This window comes from Variovorax paradoxus, assembly GCF_009755665.1.
Taxonomy (GTDB): domain Bacteria; phylum Pseudomonadota; class Gammaproteobacteria; order Burkholderiales; family Burkholderiaceae_C; genus Variovorax; species Variovorax paradoxus_G.
This window is the reverse complement of the sequence record NZ_CP046622.1, coordinates 4,191,738-4,216,830: the sequence shown is the minus strand read 5'-3', so window position 1 is coordinate 4,216,830 and position 25,093 is coordinate 4,191,738. Positions and strand designations below refer to the sequence as shown.

The 25,093-nt window shown below is 66.6% G+C and carries 23 protein-coding genes; 14 read left to right on the top strand and 9 right to left on the bottom strand.

Annotated elements, in window-relative coordinates; translation table 11 throughout:
- The first annotated feature begins 102 nt into the window (after positions 1-102).
- Positions 103-1,806, top strand: coding sequence for a PAS domain-containing sensor histidine kinase (locus GOQ09_RS19630; RefSeq protein ID WP_157615051.1), 1,704 nt, complete (start codon positions 103-105; stop codon positions 1,804-1,806).
- Here GOQ09_RS19630 and GOQ09_RS19625 read toward each other — a convergent pair.
- Positions 1,793-2,689 carry an amidohydrolase family protein gene (locus tag GOQ09_RS19625; RefSeq protein ID WP_157615050.1) on the bottom strand — a complete coding sequence of 299 codons (897 nt, stop codon included), beginning with the start codon at positions 2,687-2,689 and terminating at the stop codon, positions 1,793-1,795. The genes GOQ09_RS19630 and GOQ09_RS19625 overlap by 14 nt on opposite strands.
- A gap of 108 nt (positions 2,690-2,797) precedes the next feature.
- Between GOQ09_RS19625 and GOQ09_RS19620 the strand changes: the two genes are divergently transcribed.
- Positions 2,798-3,859 carry an adenosine deaminase gene (locus GOQ09_RS19620; protein ID WP_157615049.1) on the top strand — a complete coding sequence of 354 codons (1,062 nt, stop codon included), beginning with the start codon at positions 2,798-2,800 and terminating at the stop codon, positions 3,857-3,859.
- Here GOQ09_RS19620 and GOQ09_RS19615 read toward each other — a convergent pair.
- Positions 3,820-5,130 (bottom strand): MFS transporter, encoded by a 1,311-nt coding sequence (locus GOQ09_RS19615; protein ID WP_157615048.1) that lies wholly within the window; start codon positions 5,128-5,130, stop codon positions 3,820-3,822. The two genes, GOQ09_RS19620 and GOQ09_RS19615, sit on opposite strands and share 40 nt — an antisense overlap.
- Positions 5,131-5,225: 95 nt before the next feature.
- Here GOQ09_RS19615 and GOQ09_RS19610 point away from each other — a divergent pair, with 95 nt between their 5' ends.
- The gene (locus GOQ09_RS19610; RefSeq protein WP_157615047.1) at positions 5,226-6,170 is read left to right on the top strand and encodes a LysR substrate-binding domain-containing protein; all 945 of its coding nucleotides are present in this window, start codon (positions 5,226-5,228) and stop codon (positions 6,168-6,170) included.
- Positions 6,171-6,258: 88 nt separating this feature from the next.
- A complete protein-coding gene (locus GOQ09_RS19605) occupies positions 6,259-7,359 on the top strand; it encodes a BMP family ABC transporter substrate-binding protein (RefSeq protein ID WP_157615046.1) in 1,101 nt (366 codons plus the stop codon).
- A gap of 10 nt (positions 7,360-7,369) precedes the next feature.
- Here the strand turns inward: GOQ09_RS19605 and GOQ09_RS19600 are convergent, their stop codons facing one another.
- The gene (locus GOQ09_RS19600; RefSeq protein WP_157615045.1) at positions 7,370-8,251 is read right to left on the bottom strand and encodes a LysR family transcriptional regulator; all 882 of its coding nucleotides are present in this window, start codon (positions 8,249-8,251) and stop codon (positions 7,370-7,372) included.
- Positions 8,252-8,353: 102 nt separating this feature from the next.
- Here GOQ09_RS19600 and GOQ09_RS19595 point away from each other — a divergent pair, with 102 nt between their 5' ends.
- The 6 genes from GOQ09_RS19595 (at position 8,354) to GOQ09_RS19570 (ending at position 14,509) form a co-directional block, all read left to right on the top strand.
- The gene (locus GOQ09_RS19595) at positions 8,354-8,959 is read left to right on the top strand and encodes a short chain dehydrogenase (RefSeq protein ID WP_157615044.1); all 606 of its coding nucleotides are present in this window, start codon (positions 8,354-8,356) and stop codon (positions 8,957-8,959) included.
- A complete protein-coding gene (locus GOQ09_RS19590; protein WP_157615043.1) occupies positions 8,956-9,939 on the top strand; it encodes a hypothetical protein in 984 nt (327 codons plus the stop codon). Before GOQ09_RS19595 ends, GOQ09_RS19590 begins: the two co-directional genes overlap by 4 nt.
- Before the next feature lie 77 nt (positions 9,940-10,016).
- Positions 10,017-11,303 (top strand): guanine deaminase, encoded by a 1,287-nt coding sequence (gene guaD, locus GOQ09_RS19585; RefSeq protein WP_157615042.1) that lies wholly within the window; start codon positions 10,017-10,019, stop codon positions 11,301-11,303.
- 66 nt (positions 11,304-11,369) lie between these two features.
- Positions 11,370-11,936: a dCTP deaminase gene (gene dcd, locus GOQ09_RS19580; RefSeq protein WP_015866656.1), complete on the top strand. Its 567-nt coding sequence runs from the start codon at positions 11,370-11,372 to the stop codon at positions 11,934-11,936.
- A gap of 93 nt (positions 11,937-12,029) precedes the next feature.
- Positions 12,030-12,911, top strand: a complete 882-nt coding sequence (gene ypfJ / locus GOQ09_RS19575; protein ID WP_157615041.1) for a KPN_02809 family neutral zinc metallopeptidase — start codon at positions 12,030-12,032, stop codon at positions 12,909-12,911.
- Between the two features lie 131 nt (positions 12,912-13,042).
- Positions 13,043-14,509: a DEAD/DEAH box helicase gene (locus tag GOQ09_RS19570; RefSeq protein WP_157615040.1), complete on the top strand. Its 1,467-nt coding sequence runs from the start codon at positions 13,043-13,045 to the stop codon at positions 14,507-14,509.
- 268 nt (positions 14,510-14,777) lie between these two features.
- Here GOQ09_RS19570 and GOQ09_RS19565 read toward each other — a convergent pair whose 3' ends face one another.
- Positions 14,778-15,104 (bottom strand): DMT family transporter, encoded by a 327-nt coding sequence (locus GOQ09_RS19565; RefSeq protein WP_347563257.1) that lies wholly within the window; start codon positions 15,102-15,104, stop codon positions 14,778-14,780.
- 23 nt (positions 15,105-15,127) lie between these two features.
- On the bottom strand, positions 15,128-16,204 hold the full coding sequence (locus GOQ09_RS19560) for an SLAC1 anion channel family protein (RefSeq protein WP_157615039.1): 1,077 nt from the start codon (positions 16,202-16,204) through the stop codon (positions 15,128-15,130).
- 107 nt (positions 16,205-16,311) lie between these two features.
- On the opposite strand from GOQ09_RS19560, the gene GOQ09_RS19555 reads away from it, so the two are divergent.
- Positions 16,312-17,265 (top strand): GlxA family transcriptional regulator, encoded by a 954-nt coding sequence (locus tag GOQ09_RS19555; protein WP_157615038.1) that lies wholly within the window; start codon positions 16,312-16,314, stop codon positions 17,263-17,265.
- A 125-nt stretch (positions 17,266-17,390) separates the two neighbouring features.
- Here the strand turns inward: GOQ09_RS19555 and GOQ09_RS19550 are convergent, their stop codons facing one another.
- Genes GOQ09_RS19550 through GOQ09_RS19535 form a run of 4 tightly spaced genes read right to left on the bottom strand, consistent with a single transcriptional unit; the run spans position 17,391 to position 21,854 of the window.
- Positions 17,391-19,016: a rhodanese-related sulfurtransferase gene (locus GOQ09_RS19550; RefSeq protein ID WP_157615037.1), complete on the bottom strand. Its 1,626-nt coding sequence runs from the start codon at positions 19,014-19,016 to the stop codon at positions 17,391-17,393.
- A complete protein-coding gene (locus tag GOQ09_RS19545; protein WP_157615036.1) occupies positions 19,013-19,633 on the bottom strand; it encodes a cysteine dioxygenase in 621 nt (206 codons plus the stop codon). Before GOQ09_RS19545 ends, GOQ09_RS19550 begins: the two co-directional genes overlap by 4 nt.
- Complete coding sequence (locus GOQ09_RS19540) at positions 19,630-20,613, bottom strand: ABC transporter substrate-binding protein (protein ID WP_157615035.1); 984 nt, start codon at positions 20,611-20,613, stop codon at positions 19,630-19,632. Before GOQ09_RS19540 ends, GOQ09_RS19545 begins: the two co-directional genes overlap by 4 nt.
- The gene (locus tag GOQ09_RS19535) at positions 20,610-21,854 is read right to left on the bottom strand and encodes an acyl-CoA dehydrogenase family protein (RefSeq protein WP_157615034.1); all 1,245 of its coding nucleotides are present in this window, start codon (positions 21,852-21,854) and stop codon (positions 20,610-20,612) included. Before GOQ09_RS19535 ends, GOQ09_RS19540 begins: the two co-directional genes overlap by 4 nt.
- Before the next feature lie 109 nt (positions 21,855-21,963).
- On the opposite strand from GOQ09_RS19535, the gene GOQ09_RS19530 reads away from it, so the two are divergent.
- The 3 genes from GOQ09_RS19530 to GOQ09_RS19520 all read left to right on the top strand — a co-directional run bounded on the left by GOQ09_RS19530 (position 21,964) and on the right by GOQ09_RS19520 (position 25,083).
- Positions 21,964-22,965, top strand: coding sequence for an ABC transporter substrate-binding protein (locus tag GOQ09_RS19530; protein WP_157615033.1), 1,002 nt, complete (start codon positions 21,964-21,966; stop codon positions 22,963-22,965).
- 36 nt (positions 22,966-23,001) lie between these two features.
- A complete protein-coding gene (locus tag GOQ09_RS19525) occupies positions 23,002-24,111 on the top strand; it encodes an LLM class flavin-dependent oxidoreductase (protein WP_157615032.1) in 1,110 nt (369 codons plus the stop codon).
- Between the two features lie 147 nt (positions 24,112-24,258).
- Positions 24,259-25,083, top strand: coding sequence for a class II aldolase/adducin family protein (locus GOQ09_RS19520; RefSeq protein ID WP_157615031.1), 825 nt, complete (start codon positions 24,259-24,261; stop codon positions 25,081-25,083).
- The last annotated feature ends 10 nt before the right edge of the window (positions 25,084-25,093 follow it).

The following is a 25,093-nucleotide window of genomic DNA, read 5'->3' as shown; positions in this document are numbered from 1 at the left end:
GTTCATATTTTGCGACCAGAGCCGGCCGGATGCGGGAGATCCGAGGCTGGTGTCCGCCCGCGGCACGGGATATAAGACATTTTTTCTGGGAACCGCATCGCCATGCCAAGCCAAACCGCCTCGGTCTCAAGCGCAACCCTTTTGCAGGACACGGCGCCGATCGTCGAGCAGTTGCCCGCCGCAATTTTTTGCAAGGACACCGCGGGACGGTTCGTCTTCGTGAATGAACGGTTCAGCCAGCTCAAGCGCACTTCGGCGGACCGGATCCTGGGCCGCACTGCCACCGAGATCGCCTCTTCCGAAGCGGCACAAGAGCCGGATTCGCCGTGGCGGCTGGAGCTCGCCGAGCGTGAAGACCGGCAGCACGCGCAGATCATCCAGACGGGGCAGCAGCTCGAGCGCGATGAGGTTCTTTCTGGCGCGGGCGGACAGCCGCCGCAGACCTGGCAGGTGGTCGAATCCGCGGTGCTGGGCCCGGGCGGGGCGGTCATCGGCAGCCAGGGGGTCATGCTCGACGTGACCCGGCGCCACCGGGAAGACGAGATGCTGGCCAACGAGCGCGATCTTCTTCGCGCGCTCCTGGACAACTCTCCGGACCACATCTACTTCAAGGACGGGCAGTCCCGCTTCATCAAGACCAGCACGGCCCAGGCCCTCGAGTTTGGAATGTCCACGCCCGAGGGGCTGGTGGGAAAGTCCGATTTCGACGTCTTCTCCGAAGACCATGCACGGCCGGCCTTCGAGGACGAGCAGGAGATCATCCGCACGGGCCTGCCGATGATCGGCAAGGTGGAAAAAGAAACCTGGATCGACGGGCGGCCCGACACCTGGGCGTTGACCACGAAGATGCCGCTGCGCAACCGCGCGGGCGAGATCATCGGAACCTTCGGCATCACCAAGAACATTTCGGACCTGAAGGAGGCCGAGCGCCAGATTGCCGAGGTGCACAAGCAGCTGGTCGAGGCCTCGCACCTGGCGGGCATGGCCCGGATTGCCACCAATGTGCTGCACAACGTCGGCAATGTGCTCAACAGCGTGAACGTCTCCGCCGCGCTCATTCTTTCGCGCGTTCGTGCCTCCAAGGTGGCCGGGCTCGCGCGGGCGGTGCAGCTGCTGGATGAGCATGCGGATGACCTGGGCGCTTTCCTGGCATCCGACCCCAAGGGCAAGATGCTTCCCGGCTATTTGCGCCAGCTGGCTTCGGCGCTGGTGGCCGAGCAGGACGACGCCATCAGGGAACTTGCGGCGCTCAGCAAGAACGTGGAACACATCAAGGAGATCATCGCCGCGCAGCAGGCCCATGCCGGCGCGTCCAGGCTGCTGGAGAAGGTGCAGATCCGCGATCTGATCGAAGATGCACTGCGCATCAACGAAGAGGCACTGAAGCGGCGCCAGATGGCGATCGATAAAGAGATCGCTTCCGTTCCCGAGTTGCTGCTCGATCACGGGCGAATACTTCAGATTCTGGTGAACCTCATCAGCAACGCCGAGCAGGCCATGGACGGTGTGACCGACCGCGAGCCAAGGCTCACGGTGCGGGTGGACCTTACCCCGGCGCAGCGGCTTCGCATCTGCGTGGCGGACAACGGGGTGGGCATCGAGACGCAGACGCTGACCCAGGTGTTCGTGCACGGCTTCACCACCAAGAAGACCGGCCATGGGTTCGGCCTGCACAGCGCGGTGATTGCCGCGCATGAAATGGGCGGCACGCTCACTGCGCACAGCGAAGGGCCCGGCACCGGCGCGGCGTTCACGCTCGAGCTGCCGGTCGAAACCAAGGGAGCCGCCCCGCTCAGCGCAGGCTGAACAGCGCGGCCGCGTTGCCCCAGGCAATGCGTTGTGCCACGTCGGGCGGCAGGTCGCCAAGCCACGTGCGGTAGCCACGCATGATCTCGTCGTAGGCGCTCCAGCGCTGGTTGACCCAGGTGTCGGAGCCGACGACGAAGCGGTCGGGGTACTTGAGCAGAAGCGCGCGCCATTCGGGGCACAGCCTGCCGCCTTCGCAGGTGAGCCCGGGCCGGTAAGAGAGTTCGCCCATCAGCAGCGGATAGCGCTCCAGCAGCGCCTGCACCCGCTCGATCGGCGCGCCGCCGATGCCGGTGTGCGCCCAGATGAGGCGCAGCGATTGGCCCTTCGAAGGCGCATTGGCCATCAGCAGGTCGATTGCCACGTCGTCCACGTGCGCAAGCACCGCGAGCTTCTGCCGCTCCGCCAGAGCGATGAGCTTCCTGGCGACGGGGCCGTTGGCATTGGCGCTCTCATACAGGTGGAATTCGCCGATGCCGCGGTAGGGCCCGCTTGCGGTGCCGCGCGCCAGTTCGGTCTGCACCATCTCGTGGATGGTCTCGTCGCGGAACCAGTTGCTGTAGTCGTCGCGGTTGCGGTACAGGCGCACGAAGGGCACCACGGTAACGCCCGCCTCGCGGGTCTCGCGCGCCGCCGCCAGGGTTTGCGTGCCTGCGTTGGGCCGGGAGTTGGCGATGATCGCCTTCACGTTGTTGCGCTGCATGCGCGCGAGCGCCTCGGCTGGCGGATACGGCCCGGCATTGCCGTCCCAGGCTTCCTGGTTGTAGTGCAGGTGCGTGTCGAAAAGCGGGCCTGCGTAGGGTGTCTGCGCAAAGGCGAAAGGCACGGCAGCCGCCGAGCAGGCGGCCAGAAGCAAGGCTGCAATAGGCGCAATGGCTCTCATGGAATCCTCATGCGGGTGGAGGCCCGATTATCCGGGCCGCGGCGGCCTCGCACACGGGCTCGGCTGGGCTTATGCTGTGCGCAGATCACAACGCCCGATTTGCCCACCATGACCGATTTCCGTCCCGTCTTCGACAAGAGCTTCGGCAGCATTGCCGCCGACCGCCTGCCCGAACTGCTGCGCGCCATGCCCAAGGCCGAGCTGCACATGCACATCGAAGGTTCGCTCGAGCCCGAGCTGATCTTTGCGCTCGCGCAGCGCAACGGCGTGAGCATTCCCTATGCGAGCGTGGAGGACCTGCGCCGCGCCTACGCCTTCACCAACCTGCAGAGTTTTCTCGACATCTATTACGCCGGCGCCAGCGTGCTGCTGAAGGAGCAAGACTTCTACGACATGGCTTGGGCCTACCTGGAGCGCGCCGCGGCCGACAACGTGGTGCACACCGAGATGTTCTTCGATCCGCAGACGCACACGGCGCGCGGCGTGCCGATGGAAGTGGTAGTCAATGGCCTGCACCGGGCCTGCGTCGACGCGCTGCCCAAGCTGGGCGTGAGCGCGGCGCTCATCCTGTGCTTTCTGCGCCACCTGAGCGAAGAAGAAGCCTTCGAAACGCTGGAGCAGGCCCTGCCTTACCGCGACAAGTTCATTGGCGTGGGGCTCGATTCGAGCGAAGTGGGTCATCCGCCCGAAAAGTTTGCGCGCGTGTTCGCGCGCTGCCGCGAGCTGGGCTTGCGCCTCGTCGCGCATGCGGGCGAGGAGGGCCCGCCAGAGTACGTGTGGAGCGCGCTCGACGTGCTGAAGGTAGAGCGCGTCGACCACGGCGTGCAGAGCGCGAAAGACCCGGCGCTGATGAAGCGGCTTGCGCAAGACCGCATTCCGCTGACCGTGTGCCCGCTGTCGAACCTCAAGCTCTGCGTGTTCCCCGACCTGGCGCAGCACAACCTCGGCGCGCTGCTCGATGCGGGGCTGGTTGCTACCGTCAACTCGGACGACCCGGCTTACTTTGGCGGCTACATGAACCAGAACTTCACGCAGACCTTTGCGGCCACCGGACTGAATGTGCAGCAGGCCTGGCAGCTTGCGGCCAACAGTTTCGAAGGCAGCTTCATCGACGCCAGCGCCAAGCGCGCCTACGTCGACCGGCTCAACGCCGTCTTCGCAACTTTCTGACCGGCATCCGCGGCGGCACGTTGCCGCGGAACCAGCAGCGGCATTGCCACCAGCGCGCAGGCGCTGGCCGCAAGCCACACCAGCGCCCAGCCCTGCAGCGCGAGCAGGTGCGGAATGGAAAAGGGCGTGACAAAGCACACCAGGAACACGCTGGTGTTCGCCATGCCCAGTGCGGTGCCGGCGCGGGCCGCACCGGCCAGCGTGGCCAGCTCTGTGTAGGCCACGCCGTGCCAGGCCGATACGCAGACCCCGCTAGCCGCCAGCAGCACCACGAGCGCAATGCGCAGCGCCGCTGAATCGGCCGTGTGCGTGCCAGCCGCCATCACCAGCCCCGCAAGGGCCGCGAACAGCAGAACGCTCAGTGCACTGCAGGCGCGCAGATAGGCGGGGCGGTTGCGGCGGCGGTCGGTCCAGCGGCCGCTCCAAACGCGCATGACCATGGCGCCGATCTGTATGAGCACCATCGTGGCGGTGATGGTTGCAAGCCCGGCATGGCCGAAGTCGTGCAGGAACACGGTGCCGAAAGACAGCACCGCGAACTGCGGCGCGCACAGAATGCCGATGCCGGCCACGATGCGCCAGACGCGCGCGTCGCGCAGCGGGCCGCTCTGCGGTGAAGCCGACGCTTGTGCAGCCCCGGACTGGCTGCGCGGCGCAATCGGCGGCTCGTGCACCCAGGTCCAGCTCATCGCGGCGCTCAGCAGGCACAGCACCGCCAGCAGCCCGTAGAGCGCGGCAAAGCCGAAGTGCAGCGCCACAAAGGGCAACACCAGCGCGCCGATGCCGCCGCCCAGCGGCACGGCGGTCTGGCGGATGCTCATGGCGAGCCCGCGTTCGCCGGCCTCGAACCACGTCATCACCGCCCGGCCGCTCGCGCCGTTGACGCTCCCGCCGAGCAGGCCCACCAGCAGCAGCCCCGCGCCCAGCCAGCCCAGGCCGGGGATGTGCTGCGCGCTGGGGGCGGCCCAGAGCGCCATTGCCGCGAGTGCAACGGCGGTGCTGCCCAGGCCCGTCAGCAGCACCGGCCTGTCGCCCCATCGGTCGGTCAACAGGCCCCAGGGCAGTTCGCTCACCGCAATGCCCAGCCCCATGAGGCCGAGCACCAGGCCCAGCGTGGCGTTGTCGAGCTGGTAGCCCGTGCGCATGAGCACCGCGGTCATCGGAATGCCGCTGAAAGCCACGGAGAAGGCCGCGTTGGCGGCAACGCCCGCGGCCAGCACCTTCCAGCGGTGCGTGGGCGGGAACGAAGAGGAAGAGGTCGAAGCAGTCATGGCGGTGCAGTGTCCGCCGTTGCAAAGGTTTTGAAAATCAGAAAATAATGAGCCAACCGTTCGAAAAAACAGGACGAGTGCTGAAAGGTGAATCCATGTCACAGGTGATGTTCGATCTCGACGTGCTGCGCAGTTTTTCCACCGGCATTGCGCTCGGCAGCTATGCGCGCGCGGCCGATCGGCTGGGCCGCTCCACGTCGGCGGTGAGCGCGCAACTCAAGAAGCTCGAGGCGCAGGCCGGCACGGCGCTTTTTCGCAAGGCAGGCCGCGGCCTGGAGCTCACCGATGCGGGCGAAACGCTGCTTGCCTATGCGCACCGCATGCTCGAACTCAACGAAGAAGCCGGTGCCGCCATGCGCGGGGCGGACTTGCAAGGCTGGGTGCGGCTCGGCCTGCAGGAAGACTTTGGCGAAACGCTGCTGCCCGCCGTGCTCGGGCGCTTTTCACGCGCGCATCCCAAGGTGCGCATCGAGGCCTGCGTGGCGCGCAGTGCCGAGCTGCGCGAGCGGCTCGAGCTTCGGCAGCTCGACCTGGCGCTGGTGTGGGACACCGGCGAGCAGATGACGCCGCACGGCGAGCGCGTGGCACGGCTGCCGCTGCAGTGGATCGGCCCCAGGGCGCCCGATGCGCTCGACGCGCCCTGGTGGAAAGAGCGCGAGCGCCGCAGCGGCGCCCGCAAGACCAGGGAGCCGCTGCCGCTGGTGCTGCTCGATGCGCCGTGCCCGCTGCGCGAAATCGTCACCGCCGCGCTCGACCGCGCGGGCACGCCGTGGCGGCATGCGTTCACCAGCGCCAGCCTTGCGGCCTTGTGGGCGGCGACGTCGGCCGGGCTCGGGCTTTCGGTGCGCACGCCCTTCGGCCTGCCGGCGCATGTGCGCCCCATCGACCGCACGGCCGTGGGTCTTCCGGCGTTGCCGCAGATGTCGCTCATGCTCTACCGCGCGCAGGCCGCGGCCGAGACGCCGGTGGAGCGGCTCGCCACGCTGCTGATGGAGGCCGTGCGCCAGCATGTGCAGCTGGAGCCGGCGCAGCTTCACTGAGCGGCCCCCGCTAAAATCCTCTCCCCGCAGCAGGGCGTCCCGGCCGGCTGCGGGTTTTTGCTTTTCCGGGGCCATGTAGAGGACCACCATGTACAAAAACCTCGCGGGCCGCGCCGTTCTGGCGTGGGCAGCCGCCTGTTTTTTATCTCCCGCTTTTTCGCAACCGCAGGCTCCCAAGGAGCCGCTGAAGATCGGCTTCGTCTACGTGACGCCGGTTACCGATGCCGGCTGGGTGCGCCAGCATGAAGAGGGCCGCAAGACTGTCGACGCGGCGCTCGGCGGCAAGGTCAAGACCACCTTCGTCGAGAACGTGCCCGAGGGGGCCGATGCCGAGCGCGTGATCCGCGACCTTGCGCAGCAGGGCAACCGGCTGATCTTCACGCCCAGCTTCGGCTACATGGAGCCGACGCTCAAGGTGGCGCGCGACTTTCCCGATGTGAAGTTCGAATCGGTCACCGGCTACAAGGCCGCGCCCAACGTGGCAACGGCCAACGCGCGCTACTACGAAGGCCGCTATCTCGCAGGCATTGCGGCCGGGCGCATGACCAGGACGAACGTGGCCGGCTACGTGGCGGGCTTTCCGATTCCTGAGGTGCTGCAGGGCATCAATGCCTTCACGCTCGGCATGCGTTCGGTCAACCCGAATGCGAAGGTGGCGGTGGTGTGGCTCAACGAGTGGTTCGATCCGCCGAAGGAGCGCGATGCGGCCATGGCGCTGTTCAACCAGAACGCCGACGTCGTCGCCTTTCACACCGGCTCCACGGCGGTGATGGCCGCGGCGCAAGAGCGCGGCAAGATGGCCGTGGCCTACCACTCCGACATGCGCAAGATTGCACCCGATGCGCAGATCGTCGCGGTCACCCACCAGTGGGGCGGCTACTACACGCAGCGCGCGCAGGCGGTGCTCGACGGCAGCTGGAAGAGCGGCAACCTCTGGGGCGGCGTGAAGGAAGGAATGATCCGCGTCGGCGACTTCGGCACCAAGGTGCCCAAGGCCGTGCAGCAGGAGGTGCTGGCACGCCAACAGGACATTGCCGCGGGCAAGCTGCAGCCGTTTCGCGCGGTGGACGGCGATGTGCGCGACAACGAGGGCCGTGTCGTCATTGCGAAAGGTGCGCAACTGAACGACGAGCAGATCCTGAAGATGAACTGGCTTGCCGAAGGCGTGCAGGGGCGCGTCGCGCGTTAGGTCAGTCGCGCTAGCCCAGCCGCTCGACCACAAAGTCGACGAAGGTCCGAAGCTTGGCGCTGGGCCGGGCTTCGGGCAGCCGCATGATGTGAACCTGCCGTGTCGGCAGCTCCCACTTGGGCAGCAATCGAACCACCTGACCCGAGGCCAAGGCAGGGCCGAGCAATGCATCGGCCTGCACGATCACCCCCACGCCCGCAATCGCCGCGGCCAGCAGCGCCTGGCCGTTGTTGGTGCTGAGCGGGCCGCGCACCGGCACATGCACCGTCTGGCCGTTGCGCGTGAAGCGCCATGAATGGTTCGGCCCCCACGCCGCGAAGCCCAGCAGCGGAAAAGCTTCCAGTTCGGACGGGTGCTTTGGAAGCCCGTGGCGCGCAACCCAGGCGGGGCTTGCCACCGCGAACATGCGGGCCAATGCGAGCGGCCGCGCAATGAGCCGTTCATCGACCGCGGCCCCCGAGCGGATGCCGCAGTCGAAGCCCTCTTCGGCCAGATCGACCACCCGATCGTTGAGGTTCAAGTCCACCTTCACCTGCGGGTAGGCCGCGATGTACTCGGCAATGACGGGTGTGAGGCGGTGCGCGCCATAGGCGACGGGCGCTGTCACGCGCAGCACGCCCTGCGGCATGGCGCGCAGCGACTCGGCCACGCCGTCGGCCGTGTGCACGCTCGCGAGCACGTCGCGGCAACGCTCCAGGTAAGCGGCACCGATTTCGGTAAGGGCGTGGCGCCGCGTGGTGCGCTCCAGCAGGCGGGCGCCGAGCTGATCCTCGAGCGCGCGGATGTGCTTGCCGACCATCACGGCCGAGAGATCGAGCGCTTCGGCGGCCGCGGCAAAGCTGCCCGCGTCAACCGTAGCGACGAAGACTTCCATGGCGCGCAGCTTGTCCATATTAAGAACTATGAGTTTCGAATTGCCGAACCGGATGGCAATTTATCGAACTATCCATTCGCAAAACAATGGGACCTTCTTGATTCACTTGGCGAGGTTTTCATGAAGGTTCTTGTTGTGGGCGCGACGGGCGCCGTGGGCAGCGCAGTAGCGCAGGCGTTGACCGGGCGCGGGCACGAGGTAGTGCGTGCAGGCCGCACGCGCGGCGACCGGCAGGTCGACATCACGAGCGACGCGAGCGTCGAGGCGCTGTATGCCGCTGTAGGGCGCGTCGACGCGATCGTTTCGGCGGCTGGCGGGCTGTTCTTCGGGCCGCTTGCCGAAATGCGGCCGGCCGATTTCAACATCGGCCTGCAGGACAAGCTGCTCGGCCAGGTGCGCCTCGCGCTGCTGGGCCAGCACGTTCTGGCAGATGGCGGCTCGATCACGCTGACCACGGGCGTGGCGGCCGACGATCCGGTTCGCGGCGGAGCCAATGCGGCTGCCGTGAATGCGGCGGTCGAGGGTTTCGTGAAAGGCGCAGCCATCGAACTGGCGCGCGGCCTGCGCATCAATGCGGTCAGCCCGACGCTGCTGACCGAATCGTTGGCGGCGTATGGCGCGCTCTTTCCGGGCGTCGAAACCGTACCGGCTGCGCGAGCGGCGCTTGCTTATGTGCGCAGCGTCGAAGGCCCACTGACTGGGCGCGTGTTTCGCGTGTGGCAATGAGCAGGCGCACGCGATGGGCCGGCGCACTGCTCGCGCTCGCCACGGCGGCCGCCACCGCCGCACCGCCCGCCGTACAGGCGCTGCCCGAAGACTGGTATCCGGAAAGTGTCGCCATCGGGCCTGACGGCGCGTTCTATGTCGGCAGTTGGCGCCAAGGTGCCGTCGCCCGGTTGAAGCCGGGCGTCGCGCCGAAGGCCGAGGTGCTCGTGAAGCCCGGCGCCAACGGCCTGGCGAACGGGCAGGGCGTGCTGGTCGATGCGAAACGCCAGGCCCTGTGGGTCTGCTCGGGCAACAGCGGCTTCACCACCGTGCCGCAGACGCCGAGCGCCCTCAAGCGCTACGACCTCGCCACGGGCGCGCCGCGCGCAAGCTACGCAATGCCCGATGCGGGCTACTGCAACGATCTTGCCCAGGACGCGCGCGGCAACATCTACGTGACCGATTCCTTCCACCCGCGCGTGTTGCGGCTCGCGCCCAATGCGACCGCGCTCACGGTCTGGAAGGAAAACCCGGCACTGGCCGGCGAAGGGCCGTACAAGGGTTTGAACGGCATTGCGATCGATGGCGGGCGCGACATCTATGTAAGCCTCGTAGCCGCCGCATCGCATCTGCTGCGCATTGGTTTGAACGCCGATGGCGGGCCCGGCGAAGTCACCCGCATCGAGGCGCCGCGCATGATGAAGAACGTCGACGCGATCCGGGCCTGGAAGCCCGGGCGGCTGGTGCTGTTCGAGAGCAATGCCTTCGGCGACGGCCCCTACGGTGGGCAGGTCACGGTGGCGCGCATCGACGGCGCGAAACTGGCGCTGCAAACAGTGGTGGCGGGGCTCAACGACCCGTCTTCGGGCGCGGTGCTGCGCGACCGGGTCTACTTCATCGAATCGAAGTACCCGCTGCTGACCCGGCGCAAGGACGGCGAGGCGGCCGTTCCGCTCGGCGTTCCTTTCGACATCCAGTCGCGTGCCCTGCCGCCGGATTGAAGTGGGGACGGCATATAGCACTCATACGCGCATGGAAATTGCGGCGCTGCGGGGCTGGTTTACCCTCCGCAGCAACGATGAAAAAAGCCTACCGCGCCTCCCTCCTTCGATTCGACGACGCCGGACTGCCCGTTTTCGATGAAGACGGCCTGCTGGTCGTCGCCGCCGACAGCGCCGGCCGCCAGCGTGTGCTCGACGCCGGCAGCCACGCCGCCGTGTCGCCGCGCCACCCCGATGCGGAGCTGACCCACCTGCCGGGCCGCATTCTCGCGCCGGGCTTCGTGGACATGCACATCCACTTTCCGCAAACGGACATCATCGGTTCGCCCTCGCCGGGGCTCCTGCCCTGGCTCGAGAACTACACCTTTCCGGCGGAAGCCAAGTTCATCGACCCGGCGCACTCGAACGAAGTGGCCGACGTGTTCTTCGACGAACTGCTGCGCAACGGCGTCACCACGGCGCTGACCTTTGCCACGTCGCATGTGGCGTCGGTCGATGCCTTCTTCGAGGGCGCCCAGCGCCGGGGCCTGCGCATGATCAGCGGCAAGGTGCTGCAGGACCGGCATTCGCCGGACGGCGTGCGCGACGAGACCGAGCAGAGCCTCATCGACTCCGAAGCGCTGATCCGCAAGTGGCACAACACCGGCCGCCTGGGCTACGCCATCACCCCGCGCTTTGCACCCGCGAGCACCGACGCGCAGATGCGCGGCGCCGGCGAGTTGGCCGCCAAATACGCGGACACGTGGATCCAGTCGCACGTGGCCGAAAACCGCGACGAGGTGGCGTGGGTGCGCGAGCTGTATCCGCAGGCGCGTTCGTACCTCGATGTGTATGCCGGCTTCGGGCTGATGCGCGAACGCGCCGTGTATGCGCACTGCATCTACCTGGACGACACCGACCGCGAGCTGCTGCGCGACACCCGAACGGCCGCCGCGGTAAGCCCCACCAGCAACCTGTTCCTGGGCAGCGGCTTCTTCGACTTCGGCGCGGCGGACCGCGTCGGCTACCCGTACGGGCTGGCCAGCGACGTGGGCGGCGGCACCAGCTTCAGCCCCTTCCACACCATGATGGCGGCCTACTACGTGGGCCGCGAGGGCCAGACCAAGACCGGCCTGAGCATTGCGCCTTCGCAGCTGTGGTGGCGCCATACCGGCGGCGCGGCGCGCGCGCTGGGGCTCGAAGGCGTGATCGGCAACCTGCAGCCCGGCTGCGAAGCCGACTTCCTGGTGCTCAACCCCCAGGCCACGCCTTTGATGGCGCGCAAGGCCGCCCGCGCGAACAACCTGGAGGAGCTGCTGTTCTCGATGATCGTGCTGGGCGACGACCGGCTGATCGAGCGGACGGTGATCTCGCAGGCGAAATAGGGATAGCTCGGTGGCACATGCCACAATTCGTGCCATTCCTCCCCGCAGCAGCATCAGCGACCGCATATGAGCATCAAGAGCGACAAATGGATCCGGCGCATGGCCGAGCAGAACGGCATGATCGAGCCTTTCGAGCCCGGCCAGGTGCGCGAGGCCGCCGGCCACAAGATCATCAGCTACGGCACCTCGAGCTACGGCTACGACATCCGGTGCGCGCCTGAATTCAAGGTTTTCACCAACATCCACAGCACCGTGGTCGACCCGAAGAACTTCGACGAGAAGAGCTTCGTCGACATGCACGGCGACTACTGCATCATTCCGCCCAACAGCTTTGCGCTGGCGCGCACGGTCGAATACTTTCGCATCCCGCGCAACGTGCTCACCATCTGCCTGGGCAAGAGCACTTATGCGCGCTGCGGCATCATCGTCAACGTGACCCCTTTCGAGCCCGAATGGGAAGGCTACGTGACGCTCGAATTCAGCAACACCACGCCGCTGCCCGCCAAGATCTACGCGGGCGAGGGTTGTGCGCAGGTGCTGTTCTTCGAGAGCGACGAGGTCTGCGAAACCAGCTACAAGGACCGCGGCGGCAAGTACCAGGGCCAGCGCGGCGTCACGCTCCCCAAGACCTGATTCACGTGATCTGACCGCTGGTTACGCAACCGGCGGCCGGGCCAAGTACCATCCTGCAGACGCCCGGCAAAACTGCCCGGCAAGGAGACTGCGATGAGATGGGAAGGCAACGAACAATCGGACAACGTCGAAGACCGCCGCGGCCAAGACGGCGGAGGCGGCGGCTTCATCGGGGGCCGCAGCATCGGCATCGGCACCATTGCGGTTGCGCTGATTGCCGGCTGGATCTTCGGCATCAACCCGCTCACGGTGCTCAGCCTGCTGAGCGGTGGCGGAGACCCCGCCCAGGTGCAGCAGCAACAGCAAGGGCCCGCACCCAAGCCACCGTCTGGCGACCGCGAGGCGGCCTTCGTCTCGACGGTGCTCAAGAACACCGAAGTGGTCTGGACCAACATCTTCCGGCAGAACGGCGGCAGCTACCAGCCGCCCCGGCTCGTGCTGTTTCGCGGAGCCACGCCCACGGCCTGCGGCACGGGGCAATCGGCCATGGGGCCGTTCTACTGCCCGGGCGACAAGAAGGTGTACATCGACCTCGGCTTCTACGACACGCTCAAGAATCAGCTCGGCGCACCCGGCGAGTTTGCGCAGGCCTATGTCATTGCGCACGAGGTGGGCCACCATGTGCAGGACGAACTCGGCGTGACCGCCAAGGTGGACGGCATGCGCGGCCGGTTGAGCCAGTCGCAGAACAACGCGCTGAGCGTTCGCGTCGAGTTGCAGGCCGACTGCTTTGCCGGCATCTGGGCGCACCATTCGCAAGAGTCGAAGAAGTGGCTCGAGCCGGGCGACATCGAGGCGGCCATGAACGCCGCGCAGAAGATCGGCGACGACGCCTTGCAGCGCTCCGCGGGCCGCGCGGTGGTGCCCGACAGCTTCACCCACGGCTCCAGCGCGCAGCGCCAACGCTGGTTCGGCGCGGGGTATCAGAGCGGCGACATCAAGTCCTGCGACACCTTCAACGCGCGCACGCTTTGAGCCTTGGCGCTCTGCAGGGCGCATGATCGTTGGGGTTGCAGCTATAAAATAAATAGCAATACGACTGGCGCGGACGTTGTCACGGCGCCGTCACTGCCATTTTTTGCGGCAATGCGACAATAGAAGGCTTAATGACAAGCTCCTTCTCCAATCTATCGCTGGCGGAACCGCTGGCGCGCGCCGTAGCCGAAATGGGCTACGAGACCATGACTCCCATCCAGGAGCAGGCCATTCCGGTCGTGCTTTCGGGGCAGGACGTGATGGGGGCCGCGCAGACCGGCACCGGCAAGACCGCGGCGTTTTCGCTGCCGCTGCTGCAGCGCATGCTCAAGCACGAGAACGCCTCCACCTCGCCCGCGCGGCACCCGGTGCGTGCGCTGGTGCTGCTGCCCACGCGCGAACTGGCCGACCAGGTGGCCCAGCAGGTCAAGCTGTACGCCAAGTACACCAACCTGCGCAGCACGGTGGTGTTCGGCGGCATCGACATGAAGCCGCAGACACTCGAGCTCAAGAAGGGCGTCGAAGTGCTGGTGGCCACGCCGGGCCGGCTGCTCGACCACATCGAAGCCAAGAACGCGGTGCTCAACCAGGTGGAGTACGTGGTGCTCGACGAGGCCGACCGCATGCTGGACATCGGCTTTCTGCCCGACCTGCAGCGCATCCTGAGCTACCTGCCCAAGCAGCGCACCACGCTCTTGTTCTCGGCCACGTTTTCGCCCGAGATCAAGCGGCTGGCCAGCAGCTACCTGCAGAACCCCGTCACCATCGAAGTGGCGCGGCCGAACGAAACGGCTTCCACCGTCGAGCAGCACTTCTACAGCGTGAGCGACGACGACAAGCGCCGTGCGCTCAAGCAGATCGTCAAGCAGCGCGGCATCACGCAGGCCTTTGTCTTCGTCAACAGCAAGCTCGGCTGCGCACGCCTGGCGCGCTCGCTCGAGCGCGACGGTCTTCGCACCACGGCCCTGCACGGCGACAAGAGCCAGGACGAACGCCTGAAGGCGCTCGCCTCGTTCAAGGCGGGCGAGGTCGACCTTCTGGTGTGCACCGACGTCGCGGCCCGCGGGCTCGACATCAAGGACGTGCCGGCGGTCTTCAACTTCGACATTCCGTTCAACGCCGAAGACTACGTGCACCGTATCGGCCGCACGGGCCGTGCCGGCGCCTCGGGCCTGGCCGTGAGCTTTGCCAGCGGCGGCAACGATGCGCGCCTGGTGGCCGACATCGAGAAGCTGATCAAGAAGAAGATCGAGCTCGAACCCGTCGAGTTCGAAGAAGACAAGCCGCGCGGCCGCATCAACGACGGACGCCGCCACTGGCGCGAAGAGGGCGAGGCCGGCGACGCACGCGATGTGCTCGACCAGCCGCGCGAACGCAGCAGCATCGGCGCCGATGCGCGCCGCGGCGGCGGACGCCCGCATCGCGCGCCTTCCGCACCGCGCGATCCGTTCTTCGACAAGCCCTATGAGCCAGGCGAGCGCGAAGCCGCTCCCGACTGGGAAGCCGCCGCCAAGGCTGCGCCCGCGCGCGGCATCTCGAGCAACATCAAGACCAAGCGCAAGGTTGCGGCGCTGTTCAAGAGCGCCGAGACGAACTGACGAGGCTCGGGGGGGCGGCCTGCTTCGGCGAGGCCTCCCGTTCACACAAAGAGAAAGCCGGCGAATGCCGGCTTTCTCTTTGGGCCCTGTCGAGATTCACGGCTCGCGGAACTCTCATGCCTTTCGAGTCGACCACTTACGCGCGGAGCAATCATTGAGGATGGAACCGCTGTTTCACTAAAGCTGGAATTCCTAGGGTTTTGTCCCACTAACTTTGGAATTTAGCGGCTGAATTCGTTCCGAAGCCGAGCTACCTATCGAAGAAATCCTAGCCAGCCATCTGCAAACCGATCACGCCGCCGACGATCACCGCGATGCATGCCAAACGTGTCGCCGTAATAGGATCTCCGAGCAGGACGATGCCAGCGAGCGCAGTGCCAGCCGCACCGATCCCCGTCCAAACCGCATAGGCGCTTCCGACCGGGAGTTGCCGCAGCGCAGTGGAAAGCAGGACCAGGCTGCCGAGCAGCGCGGTGCCTGTTCCCATAGCAACCCAAGGCCGCTCCAAGCCGTTTGAATGCTTCAGCCCTACTGCGAAGACGATCTCGAGCAGGCCCGCCGCAACCACTAAGACCCAGGACATTCCAAGGCTCATGTCATCGACTCCGTGCGTCGTGCTTACGCATGGAGCAGATTGCCGTTCAGGGCTATGCGTACCGTACGCACGGTGAGCACCGCGAGGGCCACGCTCAGCACCGCTAGAAGCAGCACGGCAACCATCCAAAGTTGGCCAGTGCCCCGAGCGTCAGCGTACTTCAGGGCGGCATTGGCCAAGGCAGCCATGGGGAAGCTTATGGCCCACCAGGCCGGCGAGAATTTGATGCTGCGTCGGAACACCTTCGGTGCGATCACCACGAACAGGAACAGCGCAAAGTAGAAGAGCACGGAGGCAAAGCGGTCAACGCCACCCACGATGTTCGTATACGCGAGGAAGCCGACGGCAAAAGGGGCCACCAGGATCATCAACGAGGGTGTCATACCTTGCGCCAGCGGTTCCCGATGCACAAGCCGTCGCACGATCAGCACGAAGAGGACCAGCGCCAAGACCCCACCAACCGCGCCCGCGAGCAGGTTGATCTCGGGCGCCCAAGCCATGGGCATGTGCGCACCCGTCACAGCGATGTCAAGGGTGGCAACGCCGGGAATCAACCAAGCCGGGACCGCGTGCGTGTCGTCCACACTGCCCTTGAGAAGGCGGGAGGCCACAACGAAACTGAGCCAAAAGGTCGCGAGCACGCCGACCGTCCATATCGCGCGCGCTGCCATCTCGCTGTACGGTCCCACCACAGCAGATAGCAGAAGGATCGAGATCGCGATCGTCCCGAAGAAGTTACCGGCCACCGGGTGATTGAATTCCGCTTGCACGGCGGCTCGATACCGGGTGAGCTTGACCAGATAGCCCAGCACGATCAACACAAAAATGCCGAGCGCAAATGCGCCGATGGCTTCACCGATGAAAGCCGGCACACCCAGGCTACTGTGCGCAAGGCGCCATGCCAGTGCCAGACCGGAGAGGCCCATCACCGAGGCGAAAAGACTTACGGGGAGGTTTCTCACAGAGACCCCGGTTGGCGGTGAATAAACCGGAAACGTTGTGTCTGGGGGGACGGTCTCACCTCCGGGGAGGCTGTTCACAAAAGCCTCAGTTGGCGGTGAGTAAACCGGAAACGTTGTGTTTGAGGGAACGGCTTGCATGAATAGCTCCTTGGCTGAATATGTTGATATGGGAATTTTCAGCCATACTTTCTGCATCGTTTTCTCTTTAGCCGGCGTTTTCTGCCAATGAGTCAGCCTTCACAGCCATGCGTATCGCCATCCTTGCTTTCCCCCGTGTGCAACTCCTCGATGTTGTGGGGCCTGCCGACGTATTTGCCGAAGCTTCACGTCAGCTTGGCCAGCCACGCGCGTACCAAATCCAGGTGATCGGCACAGTGCCAGGAATGCTTAAAAGCAGCAGCGGGCTGCGGCTTGCGGTGGACGCAACCGTCGCAGAGCATCGCGGCCCCATCGATACTTTGCTCGTTGCCGGCAGCCCTGATGTTGCGGAGGTCGCGACGGACACCGAATTGCACGAATGGCTCCGACGTCAAGCACACACGGTCCGCCGGTTCGGTTCGGTCTGCAGCGGCGCGTTTGTCCTCGCGGCCGCGGGCCTTCTGGACGGTAAACGTGTGGTCACCCACTGGAACGCCGTAGAACGCTTGGCCGCCCAGTACCCGAAAGCCAATGTCGAGCCGGACGCCATCTACGTGAAGGATGGCAAGCTCTTCACCTCCGCAGGCGTCACAGCCGGGATGGATCTCGCTCTCGCAATGGTGGAAGAGGACCATGGACGCGAGCTAGCTTTGCGCGTTGCGCGTGAGCTAGTGATGTTTCTGAAGCGGCCAGGCGGACAGAGCCAGTTCAGTGCACATCTGGCAGCACAAACGTCGGAACGTTCGAGCGTTCGGCAGGTCCAGGACCATGTGCTTTCGCAATTGAAAGACGACCTCTCCGTTCCGACGTTGGCAGCCCGCGCCGGCATGAGCGAACGCAACTTCGCTCGAATTTTCAGAAGTGAGACAGGCACTACGCCTGCGGAGTTCGTCGAGAACGCGCGCATTGACGCTGCGCGCCGCCTCGTCGAGGAATCGGATTTGCCTGCAAAGCGCCTTGCCGACGAAGTCGGATACGCGAATGTCGATGCGTTCAGGCGTGCCTTCAGCCGGCGGCTCGGCGTGAGCCCGGGCGAATATCGCCGTCGATTCGCAAAGTAGGGCGGTGGCCTAGCGGTGGACAAAGCCTTCGAACGAATGTTGGTGAGCCCGCGGCGGTTCCAAACTCAGTGAAAAAAGTTCCATTCCCGGTGAAACACGACAGGCCCACCGGCCGTGCGAAACACTCAGATCACGTGAAAGTGATGCGTCCCATCGCGCGCCAGTTGTGCCACCAGCCCGAACTCCCAATCCAGATACGCCTGCATCGCTTCGGCGGGCGCATCCGTGCCTTCGTAGGGCCGGCGATAACGGTCGGTGCGCGGCACGGCCAGCCGCGTCTCGCCCGATTCAGCCTCCAGGCCCGCGGCAAACCATGCCGCATTGCCGCCGGCCAGCACCAGCACTTCTACATCGCGCTGGCCGCGCGCGTCGAGCAACGCGCGCAGGTCGGCCGCGGCATAGCGCGCGAGCAGGCTGCTGCCGCAGGTGAGCACATAGCGCTGCGACGGCGGAATGGCCGTGCTTGTGGCCTGCGGCAACTGTGCGCGAATGGCATACCAAGCGCCGGGGATGTGCCGCTTCACGTAGTTGGCGCTGGTGGTCACGTCGATCACCGCGGTGCCGGGCTGCGCCAGAAATGCTGCCAGCGCCTTCGGTTCGATCTCGGCGACGGCCGCTGCAACGGGGGGATAAACAGGGGAGGGCGCCGAGGTTTCGGTGAATGACGAAGCCGCGGGCACCGCATCGGGCACATACACTTCCCAGCCCATCTGCGCGAGCCACGACGCGCTCATCGATGCGCGCACGCCGTCATCGTCCGCCAGCACGATGCGCGCGCCGCGCACCGGCACCTGGTGGTCGGTTTCTTGCACCAGCTGCCCGCCGGGTGCACTCGCAAAGCCGGGCAGGTGCCCGGCCTCGTATTCCTCGGGCGTGCGCACGTCGAAGCGGTACAGCGTGCGCTCCGGGGCTTCGAGTGTGTGCAGCGCGTCGAGCGCGATGCGCCGCACTCCGGCCTTGTCGGCCACGCGGCGTGCATCGGCATCAGCCTGTGCGCGGTGCGCACCGGCCACCGCGTTGGGCGCTCGGCGGCTGGCGCCATGGTCGAGCACCTGCCCCGCGAGCTTCCAGCCGATGGTGCCGTTGCGCAGGGCAGCCACCGGGTTCGGAATGCCCGCATTCACCAGCGATTGCGTGCCGATGATGCTGCGCGTGCGGCCCGCGCAATTGACGATGACTTGCGTGGCCGGGTCGGGTGCGAGCTCCCGCACGCGCAGCACCAGCTCCGCGCCGGGCACGCTGGTGGCCGAGGGAATGCTCATGGTCTGGTATTCGTCGAAGCGGCGCGCATCGACCACCACCACGTTCGCCTTGCCGTCGACCAGCGCCTTCACCTCGGGCGCGGAGAGCGAGGGCGTATGCCGCTCGTGCTCGACCAGTTCGCCGAAGGACTTGCTCGGCACGTTCACGTCGCGGAACAGCTCGCCGCCGGCCGCGCGCCAGCCTTCGAGGCCGCTTTCGAGCAGGTGCACGTTGGTGTAGCCCAGCGCAGCCAGCGTTTGCGCGGCGAGCGGCGCCAGGTCGATGCCGTCGTGCGTGCCGTAGAGCACGATGAAGGTGCTGCGCCGCGGAATGCGCCGCCAGGCTTCGATCTCGATGCGCGAGAGCGGCAGGTTCGCGGCCCACAGCGGATGCTCCTGCGCGAAGGGATCTTCCTCGCGCACGTCGAGCAGCGCGGTTTCTTCGCGGGCGAGCAGGCGCGCGCGCACGGCGGCAGAGGGCAGCAGGGGAAAGGCGGTGGTTGTCGTCATGCGGATGTCGATCGGAGTTCGGCGGAGCGGTCCCACAGGTTGGGAAGAAGCGTGTTGGAGTAGCCCGAAACAAAGGGCTTGCGTCCGCCCTCTGCGGGGTAAGTATGCCGCCGCACGGCGCCGATGTTGGCGCCGTAGACGTGGATGCTGATGGAAACGCGGTCGTCATGCGCGTTGTGCACGCGGTGCAGGTCACCGACGGTGGGCGACACAGCCTCCACTTCGCCGGCTTCGAGCCGCACGGCCTCGCCTTGCGGCCGGGCCCGGCCGTCGTCGCCAATTGCGTAGCCCTGGCTGTATTCGGCTCCTCGCAGCATGCCGATCAGGCCCCACACCGTGTGGTCGTGCACCGGCGTGGCCTGGCCCGGCCCCCACACAAAGCTCACGACCGAGAAGCGCTCGGTGCTGTCGGCATGCAGCAGAAACTGCCGGTAGTGCACAGGGTCGGGCTGCGCGAAGGCATCGGGCAGCCAGTCGTCTCGCGCGACCAGCGTGCGAAGCAGCGCTCGGCCTTCGGAAAGAATGCGCGGTTCGTCGGGTGCGCTGTCGAGCAGCCGGCCGAACGCGCCGACGAATTCACGCAGCGGCGCAATGGCGGCAACCTCGGGTGCGGTCATGCCGGCCGTTTCCAGAGCTGCGCATCGGTGATGGCACGCACGTCCACGCGCAAGGGCAAGATGCCGTCGCGCGCGGAGCGGTCGGCCACCGCCTGCAGTGCAACGATGTCGGCTTCGGCCACCGGCCGGCCCGTGACCGAGGCTCGCGCCGTGATGATGCGGGCCGACTCGATCGGCAGCCGCGTGAGTTGGCTGTAGGCCTGCGCATAGGCCTCTGGGTTGGCAAGCGCCCATTCTCCCGCGCGCGCCAGCCGGTCCAGAAACTGCACGATGGCAATGCGCTTGGCGGGGTCCGCCAGCGAAGGCTCGCTGGCGGTGATGAAGCCCAGGGCCGTGTTGATGCCGCGTCCGTCACGCAAGATGCGCCCGCCCTGCTGCAGCGCAATGGTGTAGTAGGGGTCGAAAACGGCCCAGGCATCGATCTGCTTCGACGCAAAGGCCGCGGCCGCATCCGTCGGCAGCACGAACTTCACCCTGACCTCGCTGCGCAGCACGCCGGCTTCTTCGAGCGCGCCATACAGCTGGTACTGCGAAATGCTGCCGCGCGCGGACGAAACGATGACTGTCTTGCCGCGCAGGTCGGCCACGGTTCGCAGCGGCGAATCGGGCTGCACCACAATGCCCAGCGCATCGGCCTTGCCCACGCGCGTGGCAACGATCTTCAACGGTGTGCGGCCGACGGCCGCGGCAAGCACCGGCAGGTCACCGGCCACCGCGGTATCGACCGCCGCACTGCGCTGCGCTTCGAACAGCGGCGCCGCGCCCTGGAAGTTGGCCCAGCGATACGCGAAGGGCACGCCCTCGAGCGCTTTCGATGCCTCGAAGAGGGCACGCAGGCCTCCGGCCTGGTCGCCGAGCACCAGCGTGGTCTGCGGTTGCTGCGCCCCGGCGCGCATGGGGCCGGCAGTTGCCAGGGCAAGTGCTGCGCCTTGCTTGAGCCAGCTGCGGCGCGAGGCTTTGGAGAAAAGGAGATCGGTCATGCGGCAGCTCCCGAAGACTGCAATGCGCGGGCGCCGGCCGCAATCAGTATGGCGTCGTTCTGCGGCGTGTGAATGCGGCTGCACAGCACGTCGCGGTGGTGCCGCTCCAGCGGGTTCTGCCGTGCGAGGCCGTGGTTGCCACTCAGCTGCAGCGCGATTTCGACTACGCGCACCGCGTTGTCCGTCACGGTGTACTTGAGCAGGCCGCTCTCGGTGGCCGGCTGGGCGTGGCCTTCGTCAACGGCGCGGGCCGCATCGTCGAGCAGCACGCGGTTGGTGCGCAGCAGCGCGGCAATTTCTCCCACGTGCTCCTGCACGCGCGGCAGGCTCGCAAGCGGCGCGCCCAGGCTGCCTGGCGCGCGCCGGTTCAGGAAGCCGGTCAACCAATCATTGGCGGCCTGCGCCACCGCGTCGTACAGGCTGCCGAGCAGCACGGTCATCCAGGCCTGCTGCGTGGCGTGCGCGTCGATGTCGGTCTGGCTGCCCGCGTCGGGGGCCCAATCGGCCGGGGCGCGCAGGTCGACCGCGTGGTCGAGGTCGATCGCGACGTTCTCGAACACCACTTCATGGCTGCCCGAGGCACGCAGGCCCAGGTGATCCCAGCTTGCGATCACGCGCACGCCGGGCGCATGGCGCGGCACCAGGAAAACGCCGGTGCGCGGCGCGGCTTCGTCGGTGCGTGCCCATACGGCAAGCCAGGAGAGCCCCTCGATGCCGGTCGTGTAGAGCTTGTGGCCGTCGATCTTCCAACCGTTGCCTTCGCGGCGCGCAACGGTCGCGGGCAGCCCGCCACGCGCCGGAGAGCCGAGCGCGGGCTCCACGCGCAGCGCATTGATGAGCGCGCCGTGCTCCACCGCGTCGCGCAGTACGCGCTCGCGCAGGTGCGGCGGCCAGCGGCTGTCGCTGCGCGCAAGTGCGTGGTGCTGCAGATAGGTCATCGTCAAGATCAACGCAGTGGCGGGTTCGCCGCGTGCCACTGCGGCAATCACGCGCCGCGCCGTTGCCAGCGTGGCACCGCCGCCGCCGTGCGCCGTGGGCGCTAGCAGGCCGACGAGGCCATGCGATTGCAGCGCGTCGAAGTTCTGGCGCGGAAAGGCGCCGCTGCGATCGTGGTCGGCTGCCGTGGCCGCGAACTGGGCCGACAGGCGCGCGAGAAGGGCGCCGTCGACCCGGGCCGGAGCGGCGTTTGCCGTTGGGAATTCGTTGGTGGCCGGCGGGCGGCGCAAGGGGAGTGCACTCATGGTTGCGCACAGTACCGGCCCCGCGCTGCGGCGGAAACGACGCATCCCGCATATGCAAACTCGTTTTTCTGCGTTCGCTTTTGTTGTGTGCGCCGGTACGGTCCGGTGCATGAAACCTGAATTCCCATTCGATCGGCGCCGCCTGCTGCAGGCCGCCGCCTGGAGCGCCATGGCTGCTGCAGCCGGCGCTGCGCGGGCTGCGGCACCGGCACGCGACCTTTCCGGCGTCACCTTGCGCGTGGGCACCTACAAGGGCCTGTGGAGGCCGCTGCTCACGGCCTCGGGCCAGGCCGACACACCCTACAAGATCGACTGGCGGGAGCTCAACAACGGCGTGCTGCACATCGAGGCCATCAACGGCGACGCGCTCGACCTGGGTTCGGGCAGCGAGATTCCGCCGGTGTTCGCGGCGCGCCAGAAATCCAGCGTGAAGCTGGTGGCCGTGACGCATGAAGACCTGAACAACCAGGCCACGCTCGCGCGCAAGGATTCGCCGATCCGCAGCATTGCCGACTTCAAGGGCAAGCGCGTGGGCTATGTGCGCGCCACCACTTCGCACTACTACCTGGCCAGGCAACTTGCCGAGGCGGGGCTTTCGTTCAGCGACATCCAGGCCGTGAGCCTGACGCCAGCGGATGGCCTGTCAGCCTTTGCGCGCGGCGATCTCGATGCATGGGCCATCTACGGCTACAACGGCCAGCTGGCACGCACGCAGTACGGCGCGCGCACCATCAAGACCGGCGTTGGCTATCTCTCGGGCAACTTTCCCATCTACGCCAATCCGCGCGCGCTGGACGACGCGCCGCGCCGCGCGGCACTGAGCGACCTGCTGCAGCGCCTGCAGCGCTCGTTCGCATGGATCAACGGCAACTTCCTGGCCTATGCGCGCGCGCAGTCGGCCGAGACGCGCGTGCCCATCGGTGACCTGGTCGAGCTCTTCAACGGGCGCAGCGGCAACTACAGCCTGGGCCCCGTCACCGACGCGGTGGTGCGCAGCCACCAGGAGGTGGCCGACACCTTCCTGAAGATCGGCGTCCTCGACGGCCCCGCCGATGTGAAGCCTTTGTGGGACCGCAGCTTCGAGAGCGTACTGCGCCAGTCCGCCGCCTGAACAACCACGCACCCAACCTGAAAACACGAGGACACCATGAGCCAGAACGAAGTTGAATTCATCGGCATGATCCAAGGCCAGAAGGTCTCGGAGATCCATGCCGCCAAAGGCCCCGCCATCGACCGCGACTACGTGCGCGCCTTTGCGCAGGCGCACGAGAACGCGGGCTTCGACCGCGTGCTGGTGCCGCACCATTCCACCAGCCCCGACGCCACGCTGACGGTGGCCTACGCCGCCTCGGTCACCGAGCGCATCCACTTCATGCTGGCGCATCGCCCCGGCTTCGTGACGCCGACGCTGGCTGCGCGGCAGTTTGCATCCCTTGACCAGTTCAGCGCCGGCCGGCTTGGCGTGCACTACATCTCGGGCGGCTCCGACGAGGAGCAGCGACGCGACGGCGACTGGCTCGACCACGACCAGCGCTATGCCCGCACCGACGAATACCTGGAGGTGCTGCACAAGGTGTGGACCAGCGAGAAGCCCTTCGACCACGAGGGTGCGCACTACCGCTTCCAGAACGCGTTCTCGGAAGTGAAGCCGGTGCAGACGCGCAATGGAAAGCCGCATGTGCCGGTGTATTTTGGCGGTGCGTCGGAAGCTGCGATTCCCGTGGCCGGCAAGTACGCCGACGTGTATGCGCTGTGGGGCGAATCGCTCGACCAGGCGCGCGAACTCACGACGCGCGTGCGCGCCGAAGCTGCGAAGCATGGGCGCAGCGTGGGCTTCTCGGTGTCGTTCCGGCCGATCCTGGCGGAGACCGAAGAGGTCGCATGGGCGCGTGCTGACAACATCCTGGCCGAGACAAAACGCCTGCGCGTGGTGCAGGGCTACAACCGCGGCGGCCCGCAGCAGAGCGAAGGCGCCAAGCGCCTGCTGGCCGCGGCCGAGAAGGGCACGCGGCTCGACAAGCGGCTGTGGACCGCGGTGGCGCAGGAGATCGGCGGCCGCTCGAACAGCACGGCGCTCGTCGGCACGCCCGAGCAGGTGGCCGACGCATTGCTCGACTACTACGACTTGGGTGTGACCACCTTCCTGATCCGAGGCTTCGATCCGCTGGAGGACGCGACGGACTACGGACGCGAGCTGATTCCGCGCACGCGCGAACTGGTGGCGCAGCGCCTGCAGTCTCAACGCAAAGCCGCATGACCTGACTTTCTCCCTCCCCCTCTGGGGGAGGGCAGGGGTGGGGGCTGACGGCCTTCACGACACAGCAGCCTTGCGAGTGCCGCTTGCCTCCATCCCAGCCTTCCCCCAGCGGGGGAAGGAGCAACACCCAACACGAGGACATCTTTCATGAGTGCAGTTCTGTCGATCGACTGGGATGCCGGCTTCGCCCTCCAGCGCAACCCGAACCCGCAGCAAAAATACTGGTTCGACCCCATCCCGCCGCGCACCAGCGTGCAGGCCGAGCGCCGCCACAGGCAGGAGCGCCTGGCGGGCGCCTTCCGCCTGTTTGCGCGCTTCGGCTTTGCGCAGGGCCTGGCGGGCCACATCACCGCGCGCGATCCGGAGCTCACCGACCACTTCTGGGTCAACCCGCTGGGCATTCACTTCTCGCGCATCAAGGTGTCCGACCTGCTACTCGTCAACTCGAAGGGCGAGACCGTGATCGGCGACAAGCCGCTCAACAAGGCGGCCTTTGCCATTCACGCCGCCATCCACGAGCACAACCCGAAGATCGTTGCGGCCGCCCACACGCACTCGACCTACGGCAAGGCATGGTCCACGCTGGGCCGCAAGCTCGACACCATCACGCAGGACAGCTGCGTGTTCCATGAAGACGTGGCGCTGTTCGATGACTTCACCGGCATGGTGGTCGACACCAGCGAGGGCGATCGCATTGCCCAGGCGCTGGGCGACAAGAAGGGCGCCATTCTCAAGAACCACGGCATCCTGACGGCGGGCCCCACGGTGGAGGCTGCCGCGTGGTGGTACATCGCGCTCGACAACGCCTGCCACACGCAACTGCTGGCCGAGGCGGCCGGCAAGCCGCAGCCCATCGACGAAGCCACCGCGCGCCACACCCACAGCCAGATCGGGGGCCCGGAGGGGGCCATCCACTCTTTCGACAGCCTCTACCAAGGCCTGGTCGAGGCGGAACCCGAACTGCTGGACTGACGACAAAAAA

Coding starts and splice junctions, on each gene's coding strand:
- GOQ09_RS19630 (WP_157615051.1), top strand. CDS start 103: ATGCCAAGCCAAACCGCCTCGGTCTCAAGCGCAACCCTTTTGCAGGAC.
- GOQ09_RS19625 (WP_157615050.1), bottom strand. CDS start 2,689: ATGAGAGCCATTGCGCCTATTGCAGCCTTGCTTCTGGCCGCCTGCTCG.
- GOQ09_RS19620 (WP_157615049.1), top strand. CDS start 2,798: ATGACCGATTTCCGTCCCGTCTTCGACAAGAGCTTCGGCAGCATTGCC.
- GOQ09_RS19615 (WP_157615048.1), bottom strand. CDS start 5,130: ATGACTGCTTCGACCTCTTCCTCTTCGTTCCCGCCCACGCACCGCTGG.
- GOQ09_RS19610 (WP_157615047.1), top strand. CDS start 5,226: ATGTCACAGGTGATGTTCGATCTCGACGTGCTGCGCAGTTTTTCCACC.
- GOQ09_RS19605 (WP_157615046.1), top strand. CDS start 6,259: ATGTACAAAAACCTCGCGGGCCGCGCCGTTCTGGCGTGGGCAGCCGCC.
- GOQ09_RS19600 (WP_157615045.1), bottom strand. CDS start 8,251: ATGGACAAGCTGCGCGCCATGGAAGTCTTCGTCGCTACGGTTGACGCG.
- GOQ09_RS19595 (WP_157615044.1), top strand. CDS start 8,354: ATGAAGGTTCTTGTTGTGGGCGCGACGGGCGCCGTGGGCAGCGCAGTA.
- GOQ09_RS19590 (WP_157615043.1), top strand. CDS start 8,956: ATGAGCAGGCGCACGCGATGGGCCGGCGCACTGCTCGCGCTCGCCACG.
- guaD (WP_157615042.1), top strand. CDS start 10,017: ATGAAAAAAGCCTACCGCGCCTCCCTCCTTCGATTCGACGACGCCGGA.
- dcd (WP_015866656.1), top strand. CDS start 11,370: ATGAGCATCAAGAGCGACAAATGGATCCGGCGCATGGCCGAGCAGAAC.
- ypfJ (WP_157615041.1), top strand. CDS start 12,030: ATGAGATGGGAAGGCAACGAACAATCGGACAACGTCGAAGACCGCCGC.
- GOQ09_RS19570 (WP_157615040.1), top strand. CDS start 13,043: ATGACAAGCTCCTTCTCCAATCTATCGCTGGCGGAACCGCTGGCGCGC.
- GOQ09_RS19565 (WP_347563257.1), bottom strand. CDS start 15,104: ATGAGCCTTGGAATGTCCTGGGTCTTAGTGGTTGCGGCGGGCCTGCTC.
- GOQ09_RS19560 (WP_157615039.1), bottom strand. CDS start 16,204: ATGCAAGCCGTTCCCTCAAACACAACGTTTCCGGTTTACTCACCGCCA.
- GOQ09_RS19555 (WP_157615038.1), top strand. CDS start 16,312: ATGCGTATCGCCATCCTTGCTTTCCCCCGTGTGCAACTCCTCGATGTT.
- GOQ09_RS19550 (WP_157615037.1), bottom strand. CDS start 19,016: ATGACGACAACCACCGCCTTTCCCCTGCTGCCCTCTGCCGCCGTGCGC.
- GOQ09_RS19545 (WP_157615036.1), bottom strand. CDS start 19,633: ATGACCGCACCCGAGGTTGCCGCCATTGCGCCGCTGCGTGAATTCGTC.
- GOQ09_RS19540 (WP_157615035.1), bottom strand. CDS start 20,613: ATGACCGATCTCCTTTTCTCCAAAGCCTCGCGCCGCAGCTGGCTCAAG.
- GOQ09_RS19535 (WP_157615034.1), bottom strand. CDS start 21,854: ATGAGTGCACTCCCCTTGCGCCGCCCGCCGGCCACCAACGAATTCCCA.
- GOQ09_RS19530 (WP_157615033.1), top strand. CDS start 21,964: ATGAAACCTGAATTCCCATTCGATCGGCGCCGCCTGCTGCAGGCCGCC.
- GOQ09_RS19525 (WP_157615032.1), top strand. CDS start 23,002: ATGAGCCAGAACGAAGTTGAATTCATCGGCATGATCCAAGGCCAGAAG.
- GOQ09_RS19520 (WP_157615031.1), top strand. CDS start 24,259: ATGAGTGCAGTTCTGTCGATCGACTGGGATGCCGGCTTCGCCCTCCAG.